Origin of the sequence: Oceanobacillus manasiensis, from assembly GCF_000724085.1 — a bacterium.
Classification (GTDB): domain Bacteria; phylum Bacillota; class Bacilli; order Bacillales; family Amphibacillaceae; genus Oceanobacillus_B; species Oceanobacillus_B manasiensis.
In genome coordinates this window covers 1,108,443-1,130,393 of sequence record NZ_CCDL010000001.1, presented here as the reverse complement: position 1 = coordinate 1,130,393, position 21,951 = coordinate 1,108,443, and the positions used below count along the sequence as shown (strand labels likewise).

The window sequence follows — 21,951 nt, the reverse complement described above, 5'->3', positions numbered from 1 at the left end:
GCCAAGCTAACCCTCTTGTTCCAAGAGTTTGTATTTTCATTAGGTAGTTGCTAATAAGCGAATGCCTTCTTTTTTGATATTGCGTGCTGCATTATAATCTCTATCGAGATTTAGTCCACACGAACAAGTGTATATCCTCACTTCCATAGGCATTGGTTGGATCTTTCCGCAACTTGAACACGTTTTGGTAGATGGGAACCATTTGTCAATTTTAATAAGATGTTTCCCTTGTTCTTTGAGTTTGTACTGTAAGAAAGAAGTGAACATTCCCCATCCATTATCAGCTACGCTTTTACCAAATTTAAGTGCTTGTGCCATTCCTTTCATGTCTAAATCTTCCATCACGACAGCATCATATTTAGAAACTAACGCCTTTGATTTATGGTGAAGAAAGTTCTTCCGTTGATTTGCTACTTTCTCTTGGATCTTAGCTACTCGAATACGCTGTTTATTCCAATTTGAAGAGCCTTTCTTTTTACGGGAGAGTTTACGTTGTTCTTTTGCTAATTTTTCAAGCATTAGTCGATAAAATTTAGGGTAATTGGCTTTCTCACCCTCGCTATCAACAAACAACCCATCCATCGCAAAATCTAATCCCACCACTTTTTCAATTTCTTTGCTTTCTATCTCCTTCTCATATTCTGTAAGAATAGAAATATAGTATTTTCCTGATGCAGTCATAGATACGGTACAAGATTTTATTTTGTATTCTGATGGTATCTTTCTATGTTGTTTCATTTTGATGCTTTTCAATTTAGGTAATTTGATATGACCATCCAACAACTGAATATTTCCATTGACGACATTCGTTGTATAGCTTTGTTTATGGCGTTTACTTTTGAATCTTGGAAACCGAGCATTGCCTTTGAAAAAGGCTTTATATGCCTTATCTAAATTTAATTGTGCGTTTGCCAACGCTAAAGAATCCACTTCTTTTAGCCATTCGTATTCTTTTTTGTATTTAGCAGGAGTAGGATGTTTTACTTTTTTCCATTCTTCTTTATTCTCTTTTAAGGTTTCATACGTTTCTTTTCGTTCTGCTAACATTTTATTATAAACAAAGCGAACACAACCAAAGGTCTTTCGTATAACGAATTCCTGTTCTTTTGTTGGATAAAGACGAAACTTATACGCTTTATGTTGTTTAGCCATATCAAATCACCTCACTTTACCCCTTGATTTTCAATGTATTTTTTCACCACTTCAATAGGAGAACCACCAGTCGTTAACAAACAAAAACTTCTTGACCAAAACATTTCTTTCCATAACTTTTTACGAACATGAGGAAAGCCCTTCTTGATAAGTCTTGAACTGGCACTTTTATAGGCATTGATAAACTTCGATATTTCACTATTGGGTTGTGCTTTGAACAAAATATGAACATGGTCCATATCGTGGTTCCATTCCACCAATGTAATATTATATTTTACACACAAAGACACAAATTTATCTTTGGCATAGTCTGAAATCGTATCATCTATTACTTTTCTTCGATATTTCACAACTAACACAAGATGGTAATACATCAAGAATACCGAATGATTATTGCTGTCTAATTTCATTGTTATATCAGCCCTTATACTTTATATGACTGATTATACCATGTTAAGCCAAAAGCTAGAAGAAAAGGCATTTGGGCTATCGCCCAAACGAAATTCATCTCCCCCTTACCGTTGGGCTATGCCCTTCACACGTTTGAAGAAGGGAGACTTCTTTCGTAAATACGTTAAAAAAGTCATACGAATCACAGACTTCGCTTACTATTAAGTTAGGGCTTGATCCTTCTGCTCCTGATATTCACTTAGGCCATGCCGTTGTATTAAGAAAAATAAAGCAGATGCAAGATCTCGGTCATAAGGTTGTCATTATCATTGGTGACTTCACAGGTCGTATTGGGGATCCAACAGGAAAAGCAAAAGGTCGAGTTGCTTTAAGTGATGAACAGGTGAAAGCAAATGCGAAAACATACTTTGAACAAATCTTTAAAGTGTTAGATGCAGAAAAAACAACGGTCCGCTATAACAGTGAGTGGTTATCCAACTTAACATTTGAGGAAGTCATAAAATTGGCAGCAACAACATCTGTTGCAAGAATATTAGAACGTGATGATTTTCAAAAAAGATATAAAAATCAAGTGCCGATCGGGATACACGAATTTTTCTACCCACTCATGCAAGCGTACGATTCTGTAGAGATACAGGCAGATATAGAATTAGGCGGTACAGACCAAACATTTAATGTGCTAATGGGACGTACACTTCAAAGACATTGGGAGTTAGAAAAGCAAATTGCAATTTTTATGCCATTGCTTGAAGGTCTTGATGGCGTAGAAAAAATGAGTAAAAGTCTAGGGAATTATATCGGCGTAAATGAGCCAGCAGAAATAATGTTTAAAAAGGTTATGGAAGTTCCCGACAGCCTCATCATGAAATACTTTGAGTTAGCAACAGATGAACACCCAGATGAATTAGAAAATATTCAACAGCTTCTTAAAAAAGGAGCTAATCCTAGAGATATTAAACTTCAATTGGCTGAGATTATTACGAACTTATACTGGGGAGAAGAAGAAACGAAAAGAGCGGCTTCCTACTTTGAAACGGCTTTTAGTAAAAAAGAAATACCGGATGACATCCCGGAATTATTAATAGAAGATGGAGCTGAAACAGTCGGAGCTGTCATTCCTCAGCTAATCCAACTCGAACTTGTAAAAAGCAAAAGCGAATTTACGCGCTTAATAAGGCAACATGGTGTTCAGCTCAATAAAGAAAAAATAAAGGAAGACGACTTAGACCGTGTATTGAAGAATAAAGATGTATTACAGATTGGTAAAAAGCGATTTATTCGTTTCATTAAATAAGAGTAATTTTTCCGAGCGTTAATTAGTATTTTTACTAATTAGCGCTTTTTTTAGCTAGTTGTGTGAACGGGGTGAGATAGTTAGAGAAGGAATCATTCTAATTCATATAGAATACTAGTATTATAAAGTATTAGAAGACCAACTACATTACCATTACACTTTAGCAAAGGAAATCATTAAGTTTCTTCTACATAAAAAGCACCCAGAATAGGGCGCTTTTTAGAGATAATTACAAAAGGTCTTTAAAACACTCGGTTAAGTAACTGTCAATTTCATTCACTTTAAATGGACCATGTTTACAATTAACTATGCCATTTGAGATAATTATTTCATCAATAGGCGTTACGCTTTCATCTTCATCTATTCGTTTTACATAGATAATTTTTTCATTAAGATTAAATTGTAACTTTCTGTTTTTAAACATAAAAAAGCCCTCAGATATAGAATATGCCGTGCCCGATTTTAGTCCATCATAGGAAGCGTTTAAACTAATATCTTTGTAACTAAACGCCCTAACATAATCCATAATATCTAAAAAAGTCAATTGCGCTAATTCCTTATCCTCATCTCTAAGGATGTCGGACATTCGTTTTCCTAATTCTTCTTTATTCAAAATTAGCTCCCCCTCTCTACTTTTATATCATACTACAAGCAAACAAGGATTCAATTAATTCATGTAGAAGTATTGTACTAACAGAGAAAATCAATAGTAAAAAAGGAGGAGAAACCGTGCCAAAGTTGTTAAAAATAATGTTATTTTGGACGCTAGCATTTCCAACCATCATTACCATCCTTCGTATTATTACCGATTACCTTTTGGGCAAGGACATTGAATTGCTATCATATTCTGCTGTTTTCTTAGGTATAGCTGCTGCGGGATTAATTTTTGGTGGACCATTATATTATTTAATATATAAACACAAATGAAAATAAAATTGTATACTAACACTGTTATACAAACAGGGCAGGTTAATACAAAAAAGCAACGCTGATAAATCAGGTTGCTTTTTCCATATATTCAATTAAATTGTACCTTATATTTTCTTTAATTATCAGACTTCATTTTTTCCATTTTACTGGTATTGTTGTATTTAAAAGTAAAATGGAGGTAGATTGATGATTACTTATAGTATAAAATCAAATGAAAATTTTTCCGATAAAATCGGAGAACTTGTATGTATGCTTGAACATTCTAGGGAAGTTACATTGAGTGAAATATCTAATTTAACCCAAAGTGAATTAGATTATTTACCACATCATAGTTCGAATTCAATAGGATCTCTTCTATCCCATATTGCATCCATTGAGTTTGTACATCAAGTTGCCTCATTTGAAAAAAGAGATTTAACGAAGGATGAGTATGAGAAATGGGGAACAGCCTTGGAATTGGGAGATAAGGCAAGGAAAGTTATTAGAAATCATGGTATTGACTGTTACTTAAATAATTTATCACATGTTAGAGAGAACACCCTAACATATTTTAGAAGCATAAAAGATGGTTGGCTATTTGAAGAGAATAAATGGGGTAATGGCGTTTCTCACAATAATTATTATTTATGGTTTCACGTTATGGAAGACGAAATTAATCACCGTGGACAGATCAGAACAATGAAGAGACTGTTAGAATATAGGTGAGTCTTGTTGGACTGTTAGTTAAACAAATTATTCAAAATATAAATAATTAAATAATGATAGAAAAGAAAGTAATTCAAAAAAAGGAGGTATAAAAGGTGGACTTACTACTCTTGATAACTATTATTATTATAATTACCGGATTTGTTGTTCTCTTTTCTATGAAAAAAGGGATGGAAAGTAAGGTCGCTTTTATAAAAGCAAATCCGGAAGACGAAGAAAATACAACAAAAGCTAAATCTGTCATTTGGTGGATAGTAAGTGCAACAGCTTGGGGATCAGTGAGTATAATTCTTGTTGTTTGGTGGTTTAATTATTACTTTGGATAACGGTTGGCTTCAAATGTACATCAACTAATTCAATAATGGAAGCTGCGCCTATTTATCTATCGGGGCATTGGATTGCAGGAAAAAACATAAAAAAATAGAATACTTTAAATAACAAACTAAGTAAGTGAGGAGATAATACTACTTTGAACATTTTAACTCTGATTTTAAGTTATGTAATAGGCTCAATTTCATTTGCTTTAATAATCGGTAAAATGTTTTATAGGAAAGATATTCGTCATTTTGGTAGTGGAAATCTTGGTGCAACGAATGCTTATAGAGTATTAGGCTTGAAAGCAGGATTAATTGTTGCAATTGCTGATATATTAAAAGGTACATTTGCATGTTTTCTTCCCCTACTACTTAGTTCTACAGTTAATCCTATTATTTGTGGATTATTAGCCATACTAGGGCACATATTTTCAGTTTTTGCTAATTTTAAAGGTGGAAAGGCTGTGGCAACAACCACTGGCGTTTTCTTGTTTTTGACTCCTCCAGGCGTTTTGGTTGGTTTTGTTGTGTTTGTATTAACTTTGCTATTTTCAAAGTATGTATCACTTAGTTCAATGTTGGCTAGTATAGCATTATTCATCTACAGCATTATCTTTGAGGATAAAGTCATCATTTCACTTTCTCTATTAATAAGCGTATCCATCATCATTCTACATCGACAAAATATAAAAAGAATTGTATATGGAACAGAGAGCAAAATAGTTAAAAATTAGTGCAAATGGGTGGCTTAATCTTAATCGAGAAGGCTTTCTCTATTGAAGAAAAGCTAGCATCCTTAGATTCTTTAAAACTACGGTATACGTCCCTCCCCCCTACTAATTATGATTAACATTTTTTCCAGATAGTCGACTTTATAAAAATAGTTAATGGTAAACTTAGCTAAGTTATTGAATTTATGAGGCAGTTAATGAACTAGACGTGGCTTTATGCAAGCAGCGGAAAAAAGGGGGTTATTCAACTATAAGCAGTACTGTTCAACAAGGTTAATTTTAAAAAGAATAAGGAGATACACGATGTTTTATTTTAAACTAAATGATGAATCAGAATTACGTTTATTAGAACCAAGACACGCTGAAGATATATTCATGTTAACTGATAAATCAAGGAGTTACCTTAGGCAATGGTTGCCATGGGTTGATTTCACAAAAGAAGTTAGCAATTCAGAAGAGCATATTGAAGGTGCATTAAAGCAATTTGGCGATAATAATGGCTTTCAAGCTGGTATTTGGTATAGAGGGAAACTAACAGGAGTTATTGGGTTACATGGGATAAACTGGGCTAACAAATCTACATCAATAGGATATTGGTTAGGTGAAGAATTCGAAGGTAAAGGGTTAATGACCAGTGCTTGTAAAGCTGTTATAAATTATTGTTTTAATGAACTAAAATTGAAGAGAATTGAAATCCGTGCGGCAACTGAAAATCATAAGAGCCAAGCTATTCCTGAAAGGTTAGGCTTTCAAAAAGAAGGTTGTTTAAGGAGTGCCGAATTTTTATATGATCGATACGTTGACCATTATGTATATGGGTTAATAAAAGAAGATTAGGAGGAATGGAACATTTGAAGAACACCTTCAAATCAAGTGTTTTTTTATTATTTTTCGGAGCATTATTATTAACTGGTTGTAGTGAGAATGAGCCTACCATACAAGATGGGGATGAGCATATAACCGAAAAAATGGATGAGGTCATTTCTGATTATATTATTCAAAAACACGCTTCCTCCTATTATGATACAGAGAAGCAATTTGAGGTCCACAAAGTATACGGCACGGATGAAACAGATAGTGTAATAAGCGTCTATATGTGGTCTTATTATGGTGGTTTTAATAAATCGACTGGAACAGAAAGCCAAGCAGGACATTCATTACCTGCCGTAATTCGATTAAATAAAAAAGAAGAAAATTATTCTATTATAGATTACTCCGAACCGCAAGACGGTAGTTTGTATCAGTCATCTCTTAAAGAAATGTTTCCTAAGAAATATTTGAAATTAGCTCAACAAGATAGTGGAAAAATTGAGGATTTACAAAAAGAAATGGATATAAAAGTAAAAGAATGGTTAGAGCAACAGGAATAATGGTGAGTAGGAATGGGTGCTCACCTTAAAGAAGGCGCAGCATATTAAATTATTGAATTGGTGGTAGTGATGACAGATATTATAATTGAGAGATTACAAGGTGCAGATTTTAAGACGTTATTCGAATTTGAACTTGAAAACAGAGCTTATTTTGAGGAAATGGTTCCAAACCGTGGGGATGATTACTATAACTTTGATATATTTAAACTTAAAAACAAATCCTTGATGGATGAACAAGATCAAGGGTTATCTTACTTTTATTTGATTAAGGATAAAGAAGGCTTAATTCTTGGAAGAATGAACGTAGTAGATATCGATAAATCAACGGGGCTTGGCCATATCGGTTATAGAGTGGGAAAAGCACATACTGGAAAAGGTATTGCGAACAGAGCATTGAATCTATTATTGGAGAATACACCCCTTCTAGGCATAAGGCAGATTTTAGCGAAGACAACAACAAATAACATAGCATCTCAAAAAGTGCTGGAGAAAAGCGGGTTTCAGTATGTAGCATCAGATGATGAACAGTTTAAAATGAATGGCCAATTATTATCTTTTGTTTATTATAGATGGGAGAAATAACAAATATCTAATTCAATTAATGAGACTTATTTGAAAGGAAGAAAAAATGAAACTAAGAATAGAATTGTTTGTGGAAAATTTAGATAGGTCAATGAAATTCTATAGTGACGTGCTAGGTTTTAGCTTGCCTAACGATACTAATAGTAGTTACATTCCTGTTAGGAAAGGTAATGTAGTTTTAGGCTTAGCTGAAATGAAAAAATTACCTAAAAGTCACCCTCTTAAAGGTTCTGATGGTCAACAAATTGGTTTAGGAGTTGAGATAGTCTTAGTAGTGGAAGATGTAAGAGCTATTTATAATAAAGTAGTTTCAGAAGATTATCCGATTCAGGCTGAATTAACAAAAAGGCCTTGGGGATTGGAAGATTTTAGAATAGTTGACCCAGATGGATACTATCTAAGAGTTACCTCTTAAAACGGCAAGTGACCAGATTCAAATGCTGTGCTGACGGGGCGATTAGTAGATCAATAATATTAGTGCCTCATAATAGAATATATGCAAAGGCATCTTTATCATCTACTCCCCAAATGAAAAATGCATTAGGGCTTACAAACGACCAGACTTCACTTTAAAAGAGCAACGTAGCCCCAACAACGTTGCTCCTTTAAACCCTACTTTTCTTGAAGTAGCTTCATCGCTTCCTCTATATCTAAGTCTTTATTGATATGTTCTGGTGTCCAAGGGATGTAAACATCAGGCTTAATCCCTTGTTCAGCATCGGCTTCACGCGTATCCAAACTATCTAATCGAGATGTTGCATACATCAATTCGAACTGATCATCCCATTGCATTACTGCTAAGTTAGAATAATCATTCACTCCCATTGTTGGTCTGCCAAGAACCGTTACCTTTGGTGACTGCTTACATAAGTAAACAAATATATCACCTGCACTTCCGCAATAATTATCCGCTAAAACAATCACATTTTCAGGGACCTCAAGACCAGTTATTTCATATTCTTCCATAGCGTTTTCTTTATTTAAATTAACAAAACCCATTCCTCGATGTTTCTCCCAGGTCTCTTCTTTCCACTGCTTTAATTCTTCTCGGTATTCAGAGTCCTCCATTTTTTCCAGTTCTTCCTCAATACTATGAATCATTAAATCAGCATTTGTATTTGTGCAATTCACTTTCATATTGTAATAACTTAAGTCGATTTTATTTACACCGCTGGGAAAAAGATATTTTTGTAGATTGTTAAAAGAATGATCGCTGCCACCTAAGTTTAACCGGACATCAATGATAAGATTCTTCGTATTAGCTAAATCCTCTCGATGCTTTTCCAGTAGATTATCAATGGGTGCATGATCCCAAAAATCTGATAGCGTCATATGTAAGATGTTAGTGTCCATTCGCTCTATGGTATGTTGGGCATTATATCTTGCTTTTTCATATTTCTTTAGTTGTATAGTACGAATTTCCCCTTTCGTATTGATGACTTCAGCAACGTTATAATGTGAAATAACTTTTCTCCAATCTTCTCTCTCTGCTTTCGTCTCCATTAATTCACGCTGATGTTTATCAACTAATGTTAAAACTGGAATTTCGTCCAATGATAAGATGGCGTCCCCTCGGTTTAAACGATCTTCATTTGTACGTGACGTGACATACAATTTATCTTCATATCGTCTAACTTTAAACCCGTTATCGTATTCTTTTTGGGAGTCGGTTTCCATGATATTAAAAAATAAATGGGGGTCTTTAAAATCCAGTAAATAATCTTGAACAATTTCTGAAAATAGAGCCGCTGTTAGCTCCCCTCTACTCTCCAATTCTTGTATTTTAGTCTCATAAAAATTAGGATTATCCCAACCTTTTTTATCTATGTATCCTGCATAATCATGGTGCATGATTTTAACTAATTCTTGAAAAATTTTAGTGTGCATACTATTTACCCCTTTTTAGTAATATTCTAAATTGAGTTTATATTAAATGGGATGCACATTCAATGTCCTTCAGATTGAGATGTGGTAGGTCTAGCGACGGAGGTGAGATATTTTTATGGAGAATATAGTAAAACAAGGATTGGCGAATTTATGGAAAGTTTTCGCTTGCTCTTAAGGAACCTTAGTGGTTTCTCTTTCGCTCCCTTCCTTTTGCCTGCTCACTTTTCGCATTCTTTCTGCACTCCCCTCGCTTCGCTTGCCCCACATTATATTTTACCTCGCACCAGAACGCACATTCGTGTTATAATTATTTTAATATTAAAAATATAGGAGGCTTATATGAGTTTAAAAGATATAGACATTCCAAAACGAATGAAGCACTATAACGTGCCGGGTTTAAGTCTGACCTTAATTGAAAATAATCAAATGATTTTCACAGAAAATTACGGTGTCCTGGATGCAAGAGATAATAAAATTGTAACAACAGACTCTATTTTTAGCGCCTGTTCCATTAGTAAATTCCTTACAGCAATGCTTGTGACGAAATTAACGGAACAAGGTCTCCTTGATTTAGATGAGGATGTAAACGTAAGCCTTGTATCGTGGAAAGTACCTTCTAATGCTTTTACTGAAAATAAAAAAGTTACATTACGAAACTTGCTTAGCCATCAAGCAGGGATTATCGACCCTAAAGGTAGTTTTACAGAACTTGATTTAACTATAGGAACTCCTTCGATGTTTGATCTATTAGCGGGGAACACTCCTTATTGCAAAGAATCTATCGAGGTGACGTACGAACCTGAAAGTGAATTCCACTATTCAGACGCAGGTTACTGTATCATCCAGAAACTAGTAGAGGATGTAACGGGAGAATCCTTTCAGAATGTTGTTGACGAATTTCTTTTTAAACCGTTGACAATGGGAAACAGTACATTAGACATGAAACAATTAGCAACGAACAGTGAAGTTTTTTCTTCCGGACATCACAAAAACGGCGAATTAGTAGAAGGAAAATATCCTATATATCCTTACCCAGCCGCTTCAGGACTATGGACAACTTCTATCGATTTAACAAAGTTGGCGATTGAATTAATGAATGCACTTAAGGGAGAAAGTAAAATCGGCATTTCTGCCAGGAGAGCAAAAGAAATAATCTCTCCACAGGGAGGAAAAACTTGGAGTGGACTTGGTGTATTTTTGGAAGGATCGGAAAAAGAACTTGAAGTAACATCACTCGGTTGGGGAATAGGCTTTCAATGTATGATGGTACTTTTTCCAAATATGGGGAAGGGCGCGGTCATCATGACAAATGCAGAATTAGGTGTTCATCAAATGGAAGGCATTATTGGGGAAATATATACATCTCTGTAAATATAAGAGAGGTCTCTTTTACTATTATCCTTTGTAAATAATAGGATACATAGTTAGAAATATTGTATTAAGGCACATTATTTTTAGAAGAGGTGAAAGATGAACAAGCGAGTACAGAAAAAAGTGGCGAGTAAGTATAATTTCTTAAAGAGAGCTGATCGACAAAAGCGCAAACGAAGAGGAAGACGATGCATAGATTACGCGCTTATCCCTATGGGAAAAACAGATAAATCAAGGTTCGTTGAGGAAGGAGATGCCGTGGAGTACCCCTATGCTACCCATTGGTTTATTGAAATTGCACCTCATGATACATATTATTATAAGCATCCTTACATCATTTACGTTTACCCATGCACAAGTAAAGCGACCAGCGATACAAATCATTTTCTAGAAATAATATATGCAGGACAGCTACATGACGTAATGATGGCCTTCAAAAACACGGTAGAAGATATGAAAAAGGATCGGCATGTGGAGAATTTTTGGGATTCTGATTCGCCTTTATTTTAGTTAACTAAATGTGGTTTGTTCAACAATCTAAAATGCTCGCTGGGCTGACGATTCACTTCCCGGTGCTCTCTTGTCACTTTGCTGGGCTGTCTTGTCACTTTACTGTGCTCTCTTGTCACTTCCACCTCCCCCGCTCTCAAACGAAGGCTGTGTCTGCTATAATGTAATCAATAACAGCAGAAATGAGGTATACATCATGCATATAATTGAAAATGATTATCTAAAAGTGAGCGTCAGCCCTGAGGGTGCGGAGCTTCGAGAAGTTTGGAGCAAGAAAGTTGGTATCCAATATATGTGGGAGGGTGATCCAGCCTATTGGGGTCGCGTTTCGCCTGTACTTTTTCCTATTGTGGGACGGTTAAAAAATGATCGCTATCAAATTGACGGGAAGGAATACGCCATGAACCAGCACGGCTTTCTGCGTGATGTGACTTTTGACCTTCATGAACATCGCTCAGACCATGTAAGCTTTTCCTTTTCATCAAATGGTCAGTTTACTGCGCAATACCCTTATGAATTTCAGGCCATCATTTCGTATACACTTATGGAGGACAGCCTCTCCGTCAGCTGGAAAATCATCAATGAGAATGAGGAGAGCATGTATTTTTCCATTGGGGGGCATCCTGCTTTTCGGGTTCCTTTATTGGAAGACGAGTCACTCGAAGATTATGAGTTGGAATTAACGGAAGATGAAACGGTGACACAATTCGAGTTGAAAGATGCACTTATACATGTGAAAGACAGCAATGTAAAGACACCAATCACACCTGTTCTTTCGGATAATCTTTTTAAAAATGATGCGCTCATCTACAGTAATATCAAGCATGCTAGTCTCAAGTCAGCTAAAACTGGAAAAGGAGTCGATGTGAGTTGTGAAGGATTTCCATTCCTTGGCATTTGGAGCAAATACAATGAAGCAACCGGCAAGATTGCTCCGTTCATTTGCATTGAACCTTGGTATGGGATTGCTGATATGCATGACACAACTGGCGAACTAAAAGAAAAAGCTGGAATAAACAAGCTACGTGCTGGGGAAACCTTTGATCGCTCCTATACTATAACTTTTAATTAATGTACAAGGCCCCTCTGATCAACGAGGGCCTTTTTACTATTCGGAGAAAATTATCGCATAAGGTAGCGCTCCTCCGCTTCTACCTACCTCCTGCTTTATCCTTTTTCAACACTTTAAAAAAGGATAAACACATCAGTATGATAATGAGTGAAAACGGAAATGCGGCCGAGATAAGTACATTTTGTAAGGCTTGTAGCCCACCAGTATAAAGTAAAACAGCAGCAATTAAGGACTGTGCGATTCCCCAAGTGAATTTAACCGCAGTGGAAGGTGATAATGATCCGTTCGTTGTTTGCATTCCTAACACAAACGTTGCAGAATCCGCAGATGTAATAAAGAACGTGGAGATCAATAAAATCCCTAGTATGGAAAGAATGAACCCTAAAGATAATTGATCAAACATGCCAAACAATACTTGCTCATCAGGCAAGCTAGCCAAGTCCACGCCACTGTTTTGGACGTCTATTCCGGACATACCGAACGTTGTGAACCATAAAAAACACACAATGGTCGGAACAAGAAGGACGCCTGATAGAAATTCTCGGATGGTACGTCCTTTGGAGATACGGGCAATAAAGATCCCAACAAATGGCGACCAAGCGATCCACCAGGACCAGAAGAATACAGTCCAATCCATGACCCATTGCCTTTCTGACTCATTATTAGGAGCAATCCGAACTCCCTCCACTGGCAGGCTAATGATGTATGTGCCCACTGAATTGGTTAGTGAGTTGAGAATGTACAGGGTTGGTCCAAATATTAAGGTTGCGATTAACAAGGTTCCTGCCAAGATCATATTACTGTTACTTAAATATTTAATCCCTTTTCCTAAACCAGAATAGGTAGAAATCATAAATAAAACGGTTGCCACAACAATAATAAGGAGTTGCACCCAAAAATGACTTTCCACTCCAAAGAGGTAGGTAAGCCCACCATTAATTTGCGTAGCACCAAAGCCAAGCGTAGTAGCTACCCCAATCACGGTTGCAAAAACGGCGATAACATCGACAGCCTTGCCCCATCCTCCATTCATACGTTGACCTAAAAGAGGTTCTAACGTCGCGCTAACCAAGGCTGGTTTATCATGGCGAAAAGTGAAATAAGCCAAAATTAAAGCAATGGTTGCATAAACCGCCCATGCATGGATGCCATAGTGAAAGAAGGTAATACGTAAAGCATCCTCCAATGCCTCGACGGTGCCAGGCTCTGCTTTGGGTGGCGTTTTTATATAATGCGATAATGGGGAGGCAACACCATAAAACACGAGACCAATTCCCATACCAGCACTAAATAACATCGCAAACCATGAAATATAACCAAATTCAGGACGATCTGTTGGCTTTCCAAGTCTTATTTTTCCATAGCGACTAAAAATTAAATAGATACAAAATATAAGGAATAAGGATACCACAAGTAAGTAATACCAACCAAAATGAACTGATATAAAGTTCATCAATATACCTGAATAGTTTTCAAATAACTTTGGAGCCACCGTTCCCCAAATAGACATGGCTATTGTGATCGCCAACGTAATCCAAAAAACGGCTGATACCTCTGATGTCACACGTTTCATTTCATTCTTCCTTTCCACTTCATGCTAACTCATGCTAGTAGTCCTTTTAGTATTTAAACTGAGGCATAAAATATACAGAATATATTTTAATGGTGAGCGTGATGTGTTAGATAGGCTTGGGGCTGGAGTGTCTCTTCTTGGGGTGGTGCGTCAATTCTTGGGGCTGGTGCGTCTCTTCTTGACGGTGTGCGTCTCTTCTTGACGGTGGTGCGTCAATTCTTGGGGCTGGTGCGTCTCTTTTGGGGATTGTTGCGTCTCTCCTTGAGGGTGACGCGTCTCTTCTTGGAGGTGGTGCGCCACTTCTGGTAGTTTCACTTCCTATGGTTGTCGTGTCACTTTTCATGGCTGTCGTGTCACTTCCTATGGTTGTCGTGTCACTTCTTATGGCTGTCGTGTCACTTCCTATGGCTGTCGTGTCACTTCCTATGGCTCTCGTGTCACTTCTTATGCTTGCCTCTCACGCGACTTCTCATGCCTCACACGCGACTCCCACAATGCATTTTAATTAAGAAAGCGCTTGAAAGATTATGGAAAACAGGTTAAGCTTAACTTAATTAATTAATTTAATAAACTATATAATTAGAGGAGGATACCATGCATGAATTTAGCCGCAGAGTTTAAAAGCGTTTTTCCTACATCCGGCAACCCGCGCACTTTTTTCGCCCCGGGCCGTATTAACTTGATTGGGGAGCATACGGATTACAACGGCGGGCATGTTTTCCCTGCTGCGATTTCGTTTGGCACGTATGCGGTTTCCAGCAAGCGCTCGGATCAAAAGTTACGTTTCTATTCGATGAATTTCCCAGAAACTGGGGTGATCGAATGTGACTTGAATAATCTTGATTACAACGAAGCTGACAACTGGGCCAACTATCCGAAAGGGATGATCCGCGCCATCATCGAAAAAGGCCACCAACTAGAATCAGGGGCTGATATTTTATTTTACGGCAACATACCGAATGGAGCGGGGCTTTCATCCTCAGCATCGATTGAAATGGTAACAGGCGTACTTGTGGAAGAACTATTCCATGTAACGCTCGACCGAATTGACATGGTGAAGCTCGGACAGCATGTGGAAAATAACTATATTGGGGTAAACAGTGGCATTATGGATCAGTTTGCAATTGGCATGGGCAAGCAGGATCACGCAATTCTATTAAACTGTCAAACGCTGGAATACCACTATGCCCCGCTCGTGCTCGCCAACCATTCCATCTTAATCATTAATACGAATAAACAGCGTACATTGGCCGGTTCAAAATATAATGAGCGCCGCAGTCAATGTGAAACAGCACTTGCTGACTTACAGAAAGAGCTTGATATGACAAGTTTAGGGGAGCTTTCCAAGGAAACATTTGACCAAAATAAACATCTAATCAAAGATCCCATTCATGCAAAGCGGGCAAAGCATGCTGTTTTTGAAAACGCTCGCACATTAGAGGCAAAAGCAAAGCTAGAAGAAAACGACTTAAAAGCATTCGGCAAACTCATGAACGCCTCCCACCTCTCCCTAAAAGAGGATTATGAAGTGACCGGTGAAGAACTCGACACATTAGTTGAGACGGCATGGGAATTAGACGGCGTAGTTGGCGCACGCATGACAGGCGCAGGCTTTGGTGGGTGTGCGATTGCGATTGTTGAAAATGCGAAGCTAGACATGGTAAAGGAACAAATCCAATTCACCTATAAACAGAAAATCGGCTATGAAGCCACCTTTTATACTGCAAGCATTGGCGACGGGGCAAAGGAAATAAAAGAAGGAGTGATGAGATGAGCATTCTTGTGTTAGGCGGAGCAGGCTATATCGGTTCCCATGCGGTCTATCAATTAGTTGAAAGTGGCAAGGACGTAGTGGTTGTAGATAATTTGCTAACAGGTCACGAGGCGGCTGTTCATCCAAAAGCTACCTTTTACCAAGGGGATATACGTGAGCGCGACTTTTTAAACGAGGTTTTTTCCAATGAATCCATTGAATCCGTCATTCATTTTGCTGCAAGTTCGCTTGTCGGAGAATCGATGGATAAGCCATTACAGTACTTTGACAACAATGTGTATGGCACCCAGGTCTTACTCGAGGAAATGGTCGAGCATGGTGTAAAAGAGATTGTTTTCTCCTCTACTGCTGCAACTTACGGAGAACCAGAAGCCGTGCCAATCACGGAGGAAATGCCGACAAACCCGGCAAGCACATATGGGGAAACGAAACTGACGATGGAAAAAATGATGCGTTGGACTGCACAGGCTCATGACATCAGTTATGTCTCCTTGCGCTATTTTAATGTAGCTGGGGCTCGCGTGTCAGGGGAAATCGGCGAAGATCATCGTCCGGAAACACATCTTGTTCCGATCATTCTCCAAGCCGCCCTTGGCCAACGCGACCATATTACGATCTTTGGTGAGGATTATGACACGGCTGATGGAACGTGTATCCGTGATTATGTACATGTCGAGGACTTGATCGAAGCCCACCTGCTTGCACTAGATTATTTAAAAAATGGCGGAAGTAGTGACATTTTTAACCTTGGCAGTAGTCATGGCTTTTCCGTGAAAGAAATGATTGAGGCAGCACAATCGGCAACAGGGAAAGAGATCCCCACACAATCTGGTCCACGCCGTGCCGGAGATCCAGCTGCGCTAATTGCGAGCCCGGAAAAAGCGAAGCGCATCCTAGGATGGAGCCCAAAACGCACTGCCATCCATACCATTATGCAGGACGCCTGGAACTGGCATACATCCCACCCAAACGGGTACGAGGAGGCTGACAACAAATGATTTATGAAGACATTTCATCCCTCGTTCAGCAAGCCATTACCGAAAAGTTAATTGAGCCCGCTGATGAGATTTATGCACGAAATCAAGTGATGCAGATTTTGAAGCTCCCATCCTTTCCGGAAATAGAGCCAGTTAATACAGATCGTTCCATTCCCGATATCCTGGAGGCGATCACTTCCTACGCCATCAACGAAGGCATCATTACCGATGTGCTAGAGGAAAAAGAAATGCTATCTGCCAACATCATGAATTGCTTTATCGCACGTCCCTCTGTCGTGAATGAACAGTTTTATAAAAAATATGATATGTCTCCAGTTGAGGCAACCGACTATTTTTATAAGCTCAGTAAAAACAGCAACTATATCCAAATGAATCGAATAAAAAAGAACGTTCATTTTAAAACCGAAACCAAGTACGGGAACTTGGATATTACGATTAATTTGTCCAAACCAGAAAAAGACCCCGAGCAAATTAGGCGCGATCGGGAAATGAAGCAGGTGCTCGATTATCCAAAATGTGTGCTTTGCATCGAAAACGAAGGCTATGCTGGGCGTACTGGACACCCGGCAAGGGCAAATCATCGGATGATCCGGGTACCACTTAGCGGAGAAACATGGTACTTTCAGTATTCTCCTTATGTTTACTATAACGAGCACAGCATTTTACTTGCTGAAGAACATCGTGATATGAAAATCAGCAAAGAAGCGTTCGCCCGCTTACTGGCGTTCACGGAAATTTTTCCACACTATTTTATTGGATCAAATGCAGACCTGCCGATTGTTGGCGGCTCGATCCTGAGCCATGACCATTACCAGGCAGGCCGTTATGAGTTTGCCATGAGCAACGCGACAGAATCCTTCCCCGTGTCGCTTGGCGATTTTCCAGATGTTGAAGCAGCTGTTTTGAACTGGCCACTATCCGTAATTCGCTTAAAAAGTGAGCACACAGCACAGCTACTGGATGCTGCTGATCATATTCTTCAAACATGGCTCAGCTATTCAGATGATTCAGCTGCCATTCAGGCGTTTACTGGTGATGTGGCCCATAACACCATTACCCCAATTGCGCGCAGGCGTGATGGCAAATATGAGCTAGATCTTGTCCTGCGCAACAATCGAACATCTGCGGAACATCCAATGGGGATTTTTCACCCCCATGCTGATGTGCATCATATTAAAAAGGAAAACATTGGCCTGATTGAAGTGATGGGCCTTGCCGTTCTACCAGCTAGACTAAAAGAAGAGCTTGTTGAATTAGAAAAAGAGCTGATGGGTAAGGATGCTTTGGTGAATCCGATACATGAGCAATGGGCCACGGAACTTAAAGAGACTTATGGTACGATAGAGTCAGCATCAGAAGCGGAAAACATCATACAGCACGAGCTTGGTAAAAAATTCGTCCGGGTTCTCGAGAATGCCGGCGTCTTTAAAGAGAAGGATGCTTTTCAGCGGTTCCTTCACACATTATAGAAAGGTGGGAGTAGATTGAAAATAGAAGTTAGGGATTTGGAGAAATCATGGAAGGAATATACCCTTACGAATGATAACGGGATGCAGGTTAATGTACTAAACTTTGGCGGCATTATTACGAAAATGCTCGTCCCTGATAAAGCTGGCAACCTGGAAAACATCGTGCTTGGCTATGCCGATTACAAGGATTATCAAACGAACCCCAATTATTTCGGTGCCTTGATTGGCCCAGTTGCTGGGAGGATTGCAAACAGCCAATTCACACTGGATGGCCAGGAATACAAGCTGGAAAACAATGAAGGCACGCATCACCTCCATGGTGGCTCAACAGGATTTCATCAGGTCATTTGGGATGTAGAGCCCTTTGAAAAGGTCGATGCTGTGGGTCTTGTGCTTTCTTATAACAGAGATGACGGGGAAGGTGGCTATCCGGGAAATGTGGACGTTCAAGTCACTTACACCTTACATCAAAACAATCAATTCGAGATTAGTTATACGGCATCAACTGACAAAACGACGCCTCTCACGTTAACCAATCATTCCTATTTTAATTTGAGTGGGAATTTGCGGCATAGCTTGCATGAGCAGCATGTGTCGATTGATAGCGATCAGTTTGTAGAGCTTGATGAGGAGCTTATTCCGACAGGTGAGCTGCTTCCTGTGGATGGGAGCCCGTTTGATTTTCGAAGTGCGCGTCCCCTAGGAGATGGATTTAACGCGAGTACAGATCAAAATCGTGTCGCTGGAAAAGGCATTGATCACTATTTTATTTTTAACGAAAATGATAAGGAAACAAAGGTAACAGCAGCTGATCCGGTCTCAGGTAGAAAAATGACAGTTCAAACAGACCAGCCTGGCATGGTGATGTATACATCAAATAATTTGGCAGAAGGACTAGAGTTACAGGAAGGAATGTCGCGCCAGTATCTTGGTGTCTGCTTTGAAACACAAGCCTCCCCCGCTTCCTTGCATCACGAAGGATTTCCGGGAGTAGTATTGAAGCCAGGAGAAGTTTATCAGACTAGGACTTTATTTGAGTTTGGGGTTTTGTAAATTTAGTGGGGGATGAAGCGTCCCCCCACTTCTTTAAATTCCTGATTCTTTACCTAGCTATTATAACGTCCCTATAAATTCTAGCTCAGCTACATTTTTAGAATCTAAAGATCCATTCATGATCTCTTTCACATCACGCAATGTCTCTTTCAGGCTAACAGCATGGCCAGGCTTTTTGGTAAAGGGCTCTGCAACATGAAAAGGCTGTGTTAAATAGGCTTCAAGTTTCTCTCCTCGTTGGTATGTTTGTAGCTCAGATTTAGGAATTCGCTCCATTCCACTAGCATTCACTAAAGAACGGAGTTCCCTATAGCGACGAAGCATTTTTAAGGCTTTTTGTTGAATAGTGAAGTGTTCTTGATCTAGATGAGCCCCTTCGAGAACTGATGATGTTGAACTTAGAGGATTAACGGCTGGAAAGCGATGCCTTGCAGCAAGGTCTGCATCGAATTGCCATAAGGTTTCAAGTGGTCCATATGGTAAATCTTCATCCACAACTTCGCCTGTTAAATCAACAAGGAACGTTGTAACAGAATGAATTCCAGCCTCTTGGAGATCTTCTTGGAGTTGGTGAATGCCTCCTGTTATAACATGGGTTCTGTCTGCAACGAACATCATATCCTGCCCGTCACCAATCTCTTCCATGCGCTTATAAGACTCTTCAATCGTGTGTGTCATCATTTCAGTATTTTCAACGATTTCATTTAATCCTTGTTGTTCACCTTCAGGCATGAGAAAGATTGTTTTATAACCATCCTTTTTAAACCGATAGAGTAATTCTGCTAACACAGCGAGCTGTCCCATCCCAGGGCGTGCAACCAAACCAACCGTACCTCCCTTTGCTAAAGGAGCAAACATATCTAGCGTTTTTACACCGGTTTCAATCATTTCGATCTTCTCCCCTCTAATAATCAGATCATCCAAGCTGCAATCGGCTAATGATGCAAGCGCAGCTAATGTCCGAACCTCCGCTCTCCCTACAGGTATTTTTCCCGTGCATAGATTGGAAACAGTGGCTGGCCGCAAGCCAACCTGACGTGCTGCACTTGTGAGATTCGGTACTTTTCTGCGTAACAAACCTACATTCAAAATTAAGTCATCCATTATTTTCACCTCCCTTACTTTATATAGTAATTTAAAGTACGTTTAAAAGCAATAATTAATTACGTTTTAATTTTAATTTTTTACTCTAAGAAGTAATTGAAAAAGACCTTATTGCCGCCTGCATAATTTATGAAACAAAAAAGGAGCAGCAATAATTATATCACTACTCCCTTTTCTCCTATTTTTCAACAGCTTGGAAAAACCGTGGCAAATGTTCTTTATGTGCTTCCAGCATTTCATCCAACAGTACTTTTCCTATTTTGTCAGAAGGAACGAGCGGATTGATTGTCATAGCAAGTAACGCCGTATCATAGTTACCCGTCACTGCCGCCTCTGCCCCTACGCGTTCAAATGATTTAATTTGTTGTACTAAACCTCTTACGGCGACTGGCAGGTCCCCATTTACAATCGGCTTAGGCCCTTCTTTGGTAATAACACAGCTTACTTCCACTGCCGAGTCATCTGGGATGCTTGCGATCGATCCATTATTCTTTGTGTTAACCGGTTGAATATCCCGCTTATCATTATACATGGATGAAATCAATCGAACCGCTGCATCACTGTAATACGCCCCGCCTCTCTCCTCTAACTGTGGTGGTTTGATGGAAAGGTTAGGATCTTTGTATAGCTCGAATAATTCTGCTTCTAATTTCTTCACTACTTCTGCTCTCGTCGTGCCCTCTTTAAAGTTTTTCAGCTCTTTTTCCAACATTTCATCACGCTTGTAATAATATTGATGATAAGGACAGGTTAGGGCATTTAATGCGCGAATAAATTCTGGTTCCCATCCTAGTCCCTCTACATTCTTCACAAAGCTGCTATTCTTTGGAGTAGCCAACAATTCTATTACTCTCTCTTTAACACTTACACCATCTACATACACGTCTAATCCGTATACCATGTGGTTTAAACCAGCGAAATCAATTCGAAGACGGGAGTGATCTACATCCAATAGCTTTGCTGTGCCCATTTCCATTCCAATTGGCACATTACATAACCCAACCACTTTTTCGTGATCTGTATAGCGAAGGATTGCTTCTGTTACCATACCAGCAGGGTTGGTAAAGTTAATTAACCAAGCATCTGGGCAGAGCTCCTTCATGTCTTTTACAATGTCTAAAATAACGGGGATCGTACGCAATCCCTTAAAAAGTCCACCAGGTCCATTCGTTTCCTGACCTAACACACCATGCTTTAGCGGAATTCTTTCATCTTTAGCACGTGCGTCCAATTGGCCAACGCGAAACTGGGTTGTAACAAAATTAGCATCCTTTAATGCGGCTTTTCTATCTAATGTTAAATGAACTTCAATTGGCAGTCCTGCTTTTTCAATCATTCGTTTTGCAAGGTTTCCCACTATTTCTAGCTTTTCTTTCCCTGCTTCTATATCCACTAGCCATAATTCACGTACTGGTAACTCATCGTATCGTTTTATAAAGCCTTCTACCAGTTCTGGCGTATAACTTGAGCCTCCACCGATCGTCGCAATCTTCAATCCTTTACTCATAATTCATCCTCCTAAATAGATAATGAACGTACAAATCCTATTTTATAGAAGAATAAAAGATTCTGATAGGCTTATGAAAGCGTTAGATTTTTGTTTCAACGAAAGCAATTTGTTTCATGTTGGTAACACAGTGTTTCCTCTTTA

23 protein-coding genes and 1 pseudogene are annotated in these 21,951 nt (G+C 38.8%); 17 read left to right on the top strand and 7 right to left on the bottom strand.

From position 1 onward, the window contains the following. Positions 1 to 39: 39 nt before the first annotated feature. Positions 40 to 1,152, bottom strand: a complete 1,113-nt coding sequence (locus BN985_RS05610) for an RNA-guided endonuclease TnpB family protein (RefSeq protein ID WP_042221645.1) — start codon at positions 1,150 to 1,152, stop codon at positions 40 to 42. An 11-nt stretch (positions 1,153 to 1,163) separates the two neighbouring features. After that, entirely contained in the window at positions 1,164 to 1,562 is a 399-nt protein-coding gene (tnpA, locus tag BN985_RS05605) for an IS200/IS605 family transposase (protein WP_042221644.1), read from the bottom strand. Positions 1,563 to 1,732: 170 nt separating this feature from the next. Here tnpA and tyrS point away from each other — a divergent pair. Beyond that, positions 1,733 to 2,857: pseudogene (gene tyrS / locus BN985_RS05600) on the top strand (tyrosine--tRNA ligase); the annotation flags it as partial. Between the two features lie 229 nt (positions 2,858 to 3,086). Here the strand turns inward: tyrS and BN985_RS05595 are convergent. Next, on the bottom strand, positions 3,087 to 3,470 hold the full coding sequence (locus tag BN985_RS05595) for a hypothetical protein (protein ID WP_042221643.1): 384 nt from the start codon (positions 3,468 to 3,470) through the stop codon (positions 3,087 to 3,089). A 116-nt stretch (positions 3,471 to 3,586) separates the two neighbouring features. Here BN985_RS05595 and BN985_RS05590 point away from each other — a divergent pair, with 116 nt between their 5' ends. The 8 genes from BN985_RS05590 (at position 3,587) to BN985_RS05555 (ending at position 7,904) form a co-directional block, all read left to right on the top strand. Beyond that, positions 3,587 to 3,784, top strand: a complete 198-nt coding sequence (locus tag BN985_RS05590) for a hypothetical protein (RefSeq protein WP_042221641.1) — start codon at positions 3,587 to 3,589, stop codon at positions 3,782 to 3,784. A gap of 189 nt (positions 3,785 to 3,973) precedes the next feature. After that, entirely contained in the window at positions 3,974 to 4,492 is a 519-nt protein-coding gene (locus tag BN985_RS05585) for a DinB family protein (protein ID WP_042221640.1), read from the top strand. 95 nt (positions 4,493 to 4,587) lie between these two features. Further along, positions 4,588 to 4,818: a hypothetical protein gene (locus BN985_RS05580; protein WP_042221638.1), complete on the top strand. Its 231-nt coding sequence runs from the start codon at positions 4,588 to 4,590 to the stop codon at positions 4,816 to 4,818. A gap of 143 nt (positions 4,819 to 4,961) precedes the next feature. After that, positions 4,962 to 5,540, top strand: coding sequence for a glycerol-3-phosphate 1-O-acyltransferase PlsY (plsY, locus tag BN985_RS05575; RefSeq protein ID WP_042221637.1), 579 nt, complete (start codon positions 4,962 to 4,964; stop codon positions 5,538 to 5,540). A gap of 300 nt (positions 5,541 to 5,840) precedes the next feature. Beyond that, on the top strand, positions 5,841 to 6,374 hold the full coding sequence (locus BN985_RS05570) for a GNAT family N-acetyltransferase (RefSeq protein ID WP_042221635.1): 534 nt from the start codon (positions 5,841 to 5,843) through the stop codon (positions 6,372 to 6,374). A 14-nt stretch (positions 6,375 to 6,388) separates the two neighbouring features. Then, positions 6,389 to 6,907: a hypothetical protein gene (locus BN985_RS05565; protein ID WP_052360616.1), complete on the top strand. Its 519-nt coding sequence runs from the start codon at positions 6,389 to 6,391 to the stop codon at positions 6,905 to 6,907. Between the two features lie 69 nt (positions 6,908 to 6,976). Continuing rightward, the gene (locus BN985_RS05560) at positions 6,977 to 7,489 is read left to right on the top strand and encodes a GNAT family N-acetyltransferase (protein ID WP_042221633.1); all 513 of its coding nucleotides are present in this window, start codon (positions 6,977 to 6,979) and stop codon (positions 7,487 to 7,489) included. Positions 7,490 to 7,535: 46 nt separating this feature from the next. Next, on the top strand, positions 7,536 to 7,904 hold the full coding sequence (locus BN985_RS05555; protein ID WP_042221632.1) for a VOC family protein: 369 nt from the start codon (positions 7,536 to 7,538) through the stop codon (positions 7,902 to 7,904). A gap of 197 nt (positions 7,905 to 8,101) precedes the next feature. On the opposite strand, the gene BN985_RS05550 is transcribed toward BN985_RS05555, so the two are convergent. After that, a complete protein-coding gene (locus BN985_RS05550) occupies positions 8,102 to 9,376 on the bottom strand; it encodes a S41 family peptidase (protein WP_042221630.1) in 1,275 nt (424 codons plus the stop codon). A gap of 339 nt (positions 9,377 to 9,715) precedes the next feature. On the opposite strand from BN985_RS05550, the gene BN985_RS05545 reads away from it, so the two are divergent. The 3 genes from BN985_RS05545 to BN985_RS05535 all read left to right on the top strand — a co-directional run bounded on the left by BN985_RS05545 (position 9,716) and on the right by BN985_RS05535 (position 12,329). Then, entirely contained in the window at positions 9,716 to 10,747 is a 1,032-nt protein-coding gene (locus BN985_RS05545; protein WP_042221629.1) for a serine hydrolase domain-containing protein, read from the top strand. A gap of 99 nt (positions 10,748 to 10,846) precedes the next feature. After that, positions 10,847 to 11,257, top strand: coding sequence for a hypothetical protein (locus BN985_RS05540; protein WP_042221627.1), 411 nt, complete (start codon positions 10,847 to 10,849; stop codon positions 11,255 to 11,257). Positions 11,258 to 11,453: 196 nt separating this feature from the next. After that, positions 11,454 to 12,329, top strand: coding sequence for an aldose 1-epimerase family protein (locus tag BN985_RS05535; RefSeq protein WP_042221626.1), 876 nt, complete (start codon positions 11,454 to 11,456; stop codon positions 12,327 to 12,329). A 79-nt stretch (positions 12,330 to 12,408) separates the two neighbouring features. On the opposite strand, the gene BN985_RS05530 is transcribed toward BN985_RS05535, so the two are convergent. Continuing rightward, positions 12,409 to 13,902, bottom strand: a complete 1,494-nt coding sequence (locus BN985_RS05530) for a BCCT family transporter (protein WP_042221624.1) — start codon at positions 13,900 to 13,902, stop codon at positions 12,409 to 12,411. Between the two features lie 239 nt (positions 13,903 to 14,141). On the opposite strand from BN985_RS05530, the gene BN985_RS05525 reads away from it, so the two are divergent. From BN985_RS05525 to BN985_RS05505, 5 genes are all read left to right on the top strand, one after another. Then, positions 14,142 to 14,411, top strand: coding sequence for a hypothetical protein (locus tag BN985_RS05525; protein ID WP_042221622.1), 270 nt, complete (start codon positions 14,142 to 14,144; stop codon positions 14,409 to 14,411). 89 nt (positions 14,412 to 14,500) lie between these two features. Next, a complete protein-coding gene (locus BN985_RS05520; RefSeq protein ID WP_042221620.1) occupies positions 14,501 to 15,676 on the top strand; it encodes a galactokinase in 1,176 nt (391 codons plus the stop codon). Further along, positions 15,673 to 16,674: a UDP-glucose 4-epimerase GalE gene (gene galE, locus BN985_RS05515; RefSeq protein WP_042221618.1), complete on the top strand. Its 1,002-nt coding sequence runs from the start codon at positions 15,673 to 15,675 to the stop codon at positions 16,672 to 16,674. The genes BN985_RS05520 and galE overlap by 4 nt, the downstream gene beginning before the upstream one ends. Continuing rightward, positions 16,671 to 18,143 carry a UDP-glucose--hexose-1-phosphate uridylyltransferase gene (gene galT, locus BN985_RS05510; protein ID WP_042221616.1) on the top strand — a complete coding sequence of 491 codons (1,473 nt, stop codon included), beginning with the start codon at positions 16,671 to 16,673 and terminating at the stop codon, positions 18,141 to 18,143. The genes galE and galT overlap by 4 nt, the downstream gene beginning before the upstream one ends. A gap of 15 nt (positions 18,144 to 18,158) precedes the next feature. Continuing rightward, positions 18,159 to 19,196, top strand: a complete 1,038-nt coding sequence (locus BN985_RS05505) for an aldose epimerase family protein (RefSeq protein ID WP_042221614.1) — start codon at positions 18,159 to 18,161, stop codon at positions 19,194 to 19,196. Between the two features lie 60 nt (positions 19,197 to 19,256). On the opposite strand, the gene BN985_RS05500 is transcribed toward BN985_RS05505, so the two are convergent. Together BN985_RS05500 and BN985_RS05495 are read right to left on the bottom strand one after the other, a co-directional pair. After that, positions 19,257 to 20,300, bottom strand: a complete 1,044-nt coding sequence (locus tag BN985_RS05500) for an ATP synthase beta subunit C-terminal domain-containing protein (protein ID WP_042221612.1) — start codon at positions 20,298 to 20,300, stop codon at positions 19,257 to 19,259. A gap of 178 nt (positions 20,301 to 20,478) precedes the next feature. After that, entirely contained in the window at positions 20,479 to 21,807 is a 1,329-nt protein-coding gene (locus tag BN985_RS05495) for a 6-phospho-beta-glucosidase (RefSeq protein WP_042221611.1), read from the bottom strand. Positions 21,808 to 21,951: the final 144 nt, after the last annotated feature.

What these genes read in the sequence shown, in the direction of transcription:
- BN985_RS05540 (WP_042221627.1), top strand. Translation starts at nt 10,847, where the DNA reads ATGAACAAGCGAGTACAGAAAAAAGTGGCGAGTAAGTATAATTTCTTA.
- BN985_RS05550 (WP_042221630.1), bottom strand. Translation starts at nt 9,376, where the DNA reads ATGCACACTAAAATTTTTCAAGAATTAGTTAAAATCATGCACCATGAT.
- BN985_RS05585 (WP_042221640.1), top strand. Translation starts at nt 3,974, where the DNA reads ATGATTACTTATAGTATAAAATCAAATGAAAATTTTTCCGATAAAATC.
- BN985_RS05495 (WP_042221611.1), bottom strand. Translation starts at nt 21,807, where the DNA reads ATGAGTAAAGGATTGAAGATTGCGACGATCGGTGGAGGCTCAAGTTAT.
- galT (WP_042221616.1), top strand. Translation starts at nt 16,671, where the DNA reads ATGATTTATGAAGACATTTCATCCCTCGTTCAGCAAGCCATTACCGAA.
- BN985_RS05560 (WP_042221633.1), top strand. Translation starts at nt 6,977, where the DNA reads ATGACAGATATTATAATTGAGAGATTACAAGGTGCAGATTTTAAGACG.
- BN985_RS05610 (WP_042221645.1), bottom strand. Translation starts at nt 1,152, where the DNA reads ATGGCTAAACAACATAAAGCGTATAAGTTTCGTCTTTATCCAACAAAA.
- BN985_RS05570 (WP_042221635.1), top strand. Translation starts at nt 5,841, where the DNA reads ATGTTTTATTTTAAACTAAATGATGAATCAGAATTACGTTTATTAGAA.
- BN985_RS05545 (WP_042221629.1), top strand. Translation starts at nt 9,716, where the DNA reads ATGAGTTTAAAAGATATAGACATTCCAAAACGAATGAAGCACTATAAC.
- BN985_RS05520 (WP_042221620.1), top strand. Translation starts at nt 14,501, where the DNA reads ATGAATTTAGCCGCAGAGTTTAAAAGCGTTTTTCCTACATCCGGCAAC.
- galE (WP_042221618.1), top strand. Translation starts at nt 15,673, where the DNA reads ATGAGCATTCTTGTGTTAGGCGGAGCAGGCTATATCGGTTCCCATGCG.
- BN985_RS05500 (WP_042221612.1), bottom strand. Translation starts at nt 20,300, where the DNA reads ATGGATGACTTAATTTTGAATGTAGGTTTGTTACGCAGAAAAGTACCG.
- BN985_RS05555 (WP_042221632.1), top strand. Translation starts at nt 7,536, where the DNA reads ATGAAACTAAGAATAGAATTGTTTGTGGAAAATTTAGATAGGTCAATG.
- BN985_RS05535 (WP_042221626.1), top strand. Translation starts at nt 11,454, where the DNA reads ATGCATATAATTGAAAATGATTATCTAAAAGTGAGCGTCAGCCCTGAG.
- BN985_RS05530 (WP_042221624.1), bottom strand. Translation starts at nt 13,902, where the DNA reads ATGAAACGTGTGACATCAGAGGTATCAGCCGTTTTTTGGATTACGTTG.
- tnpA (WP_042221644.1), bottom strand. Translation starts at nt 1,562, where the DNA reads ATGAAATTAGACAGCAATAATCATTCGGTATTCTTGATGTATTACCAT.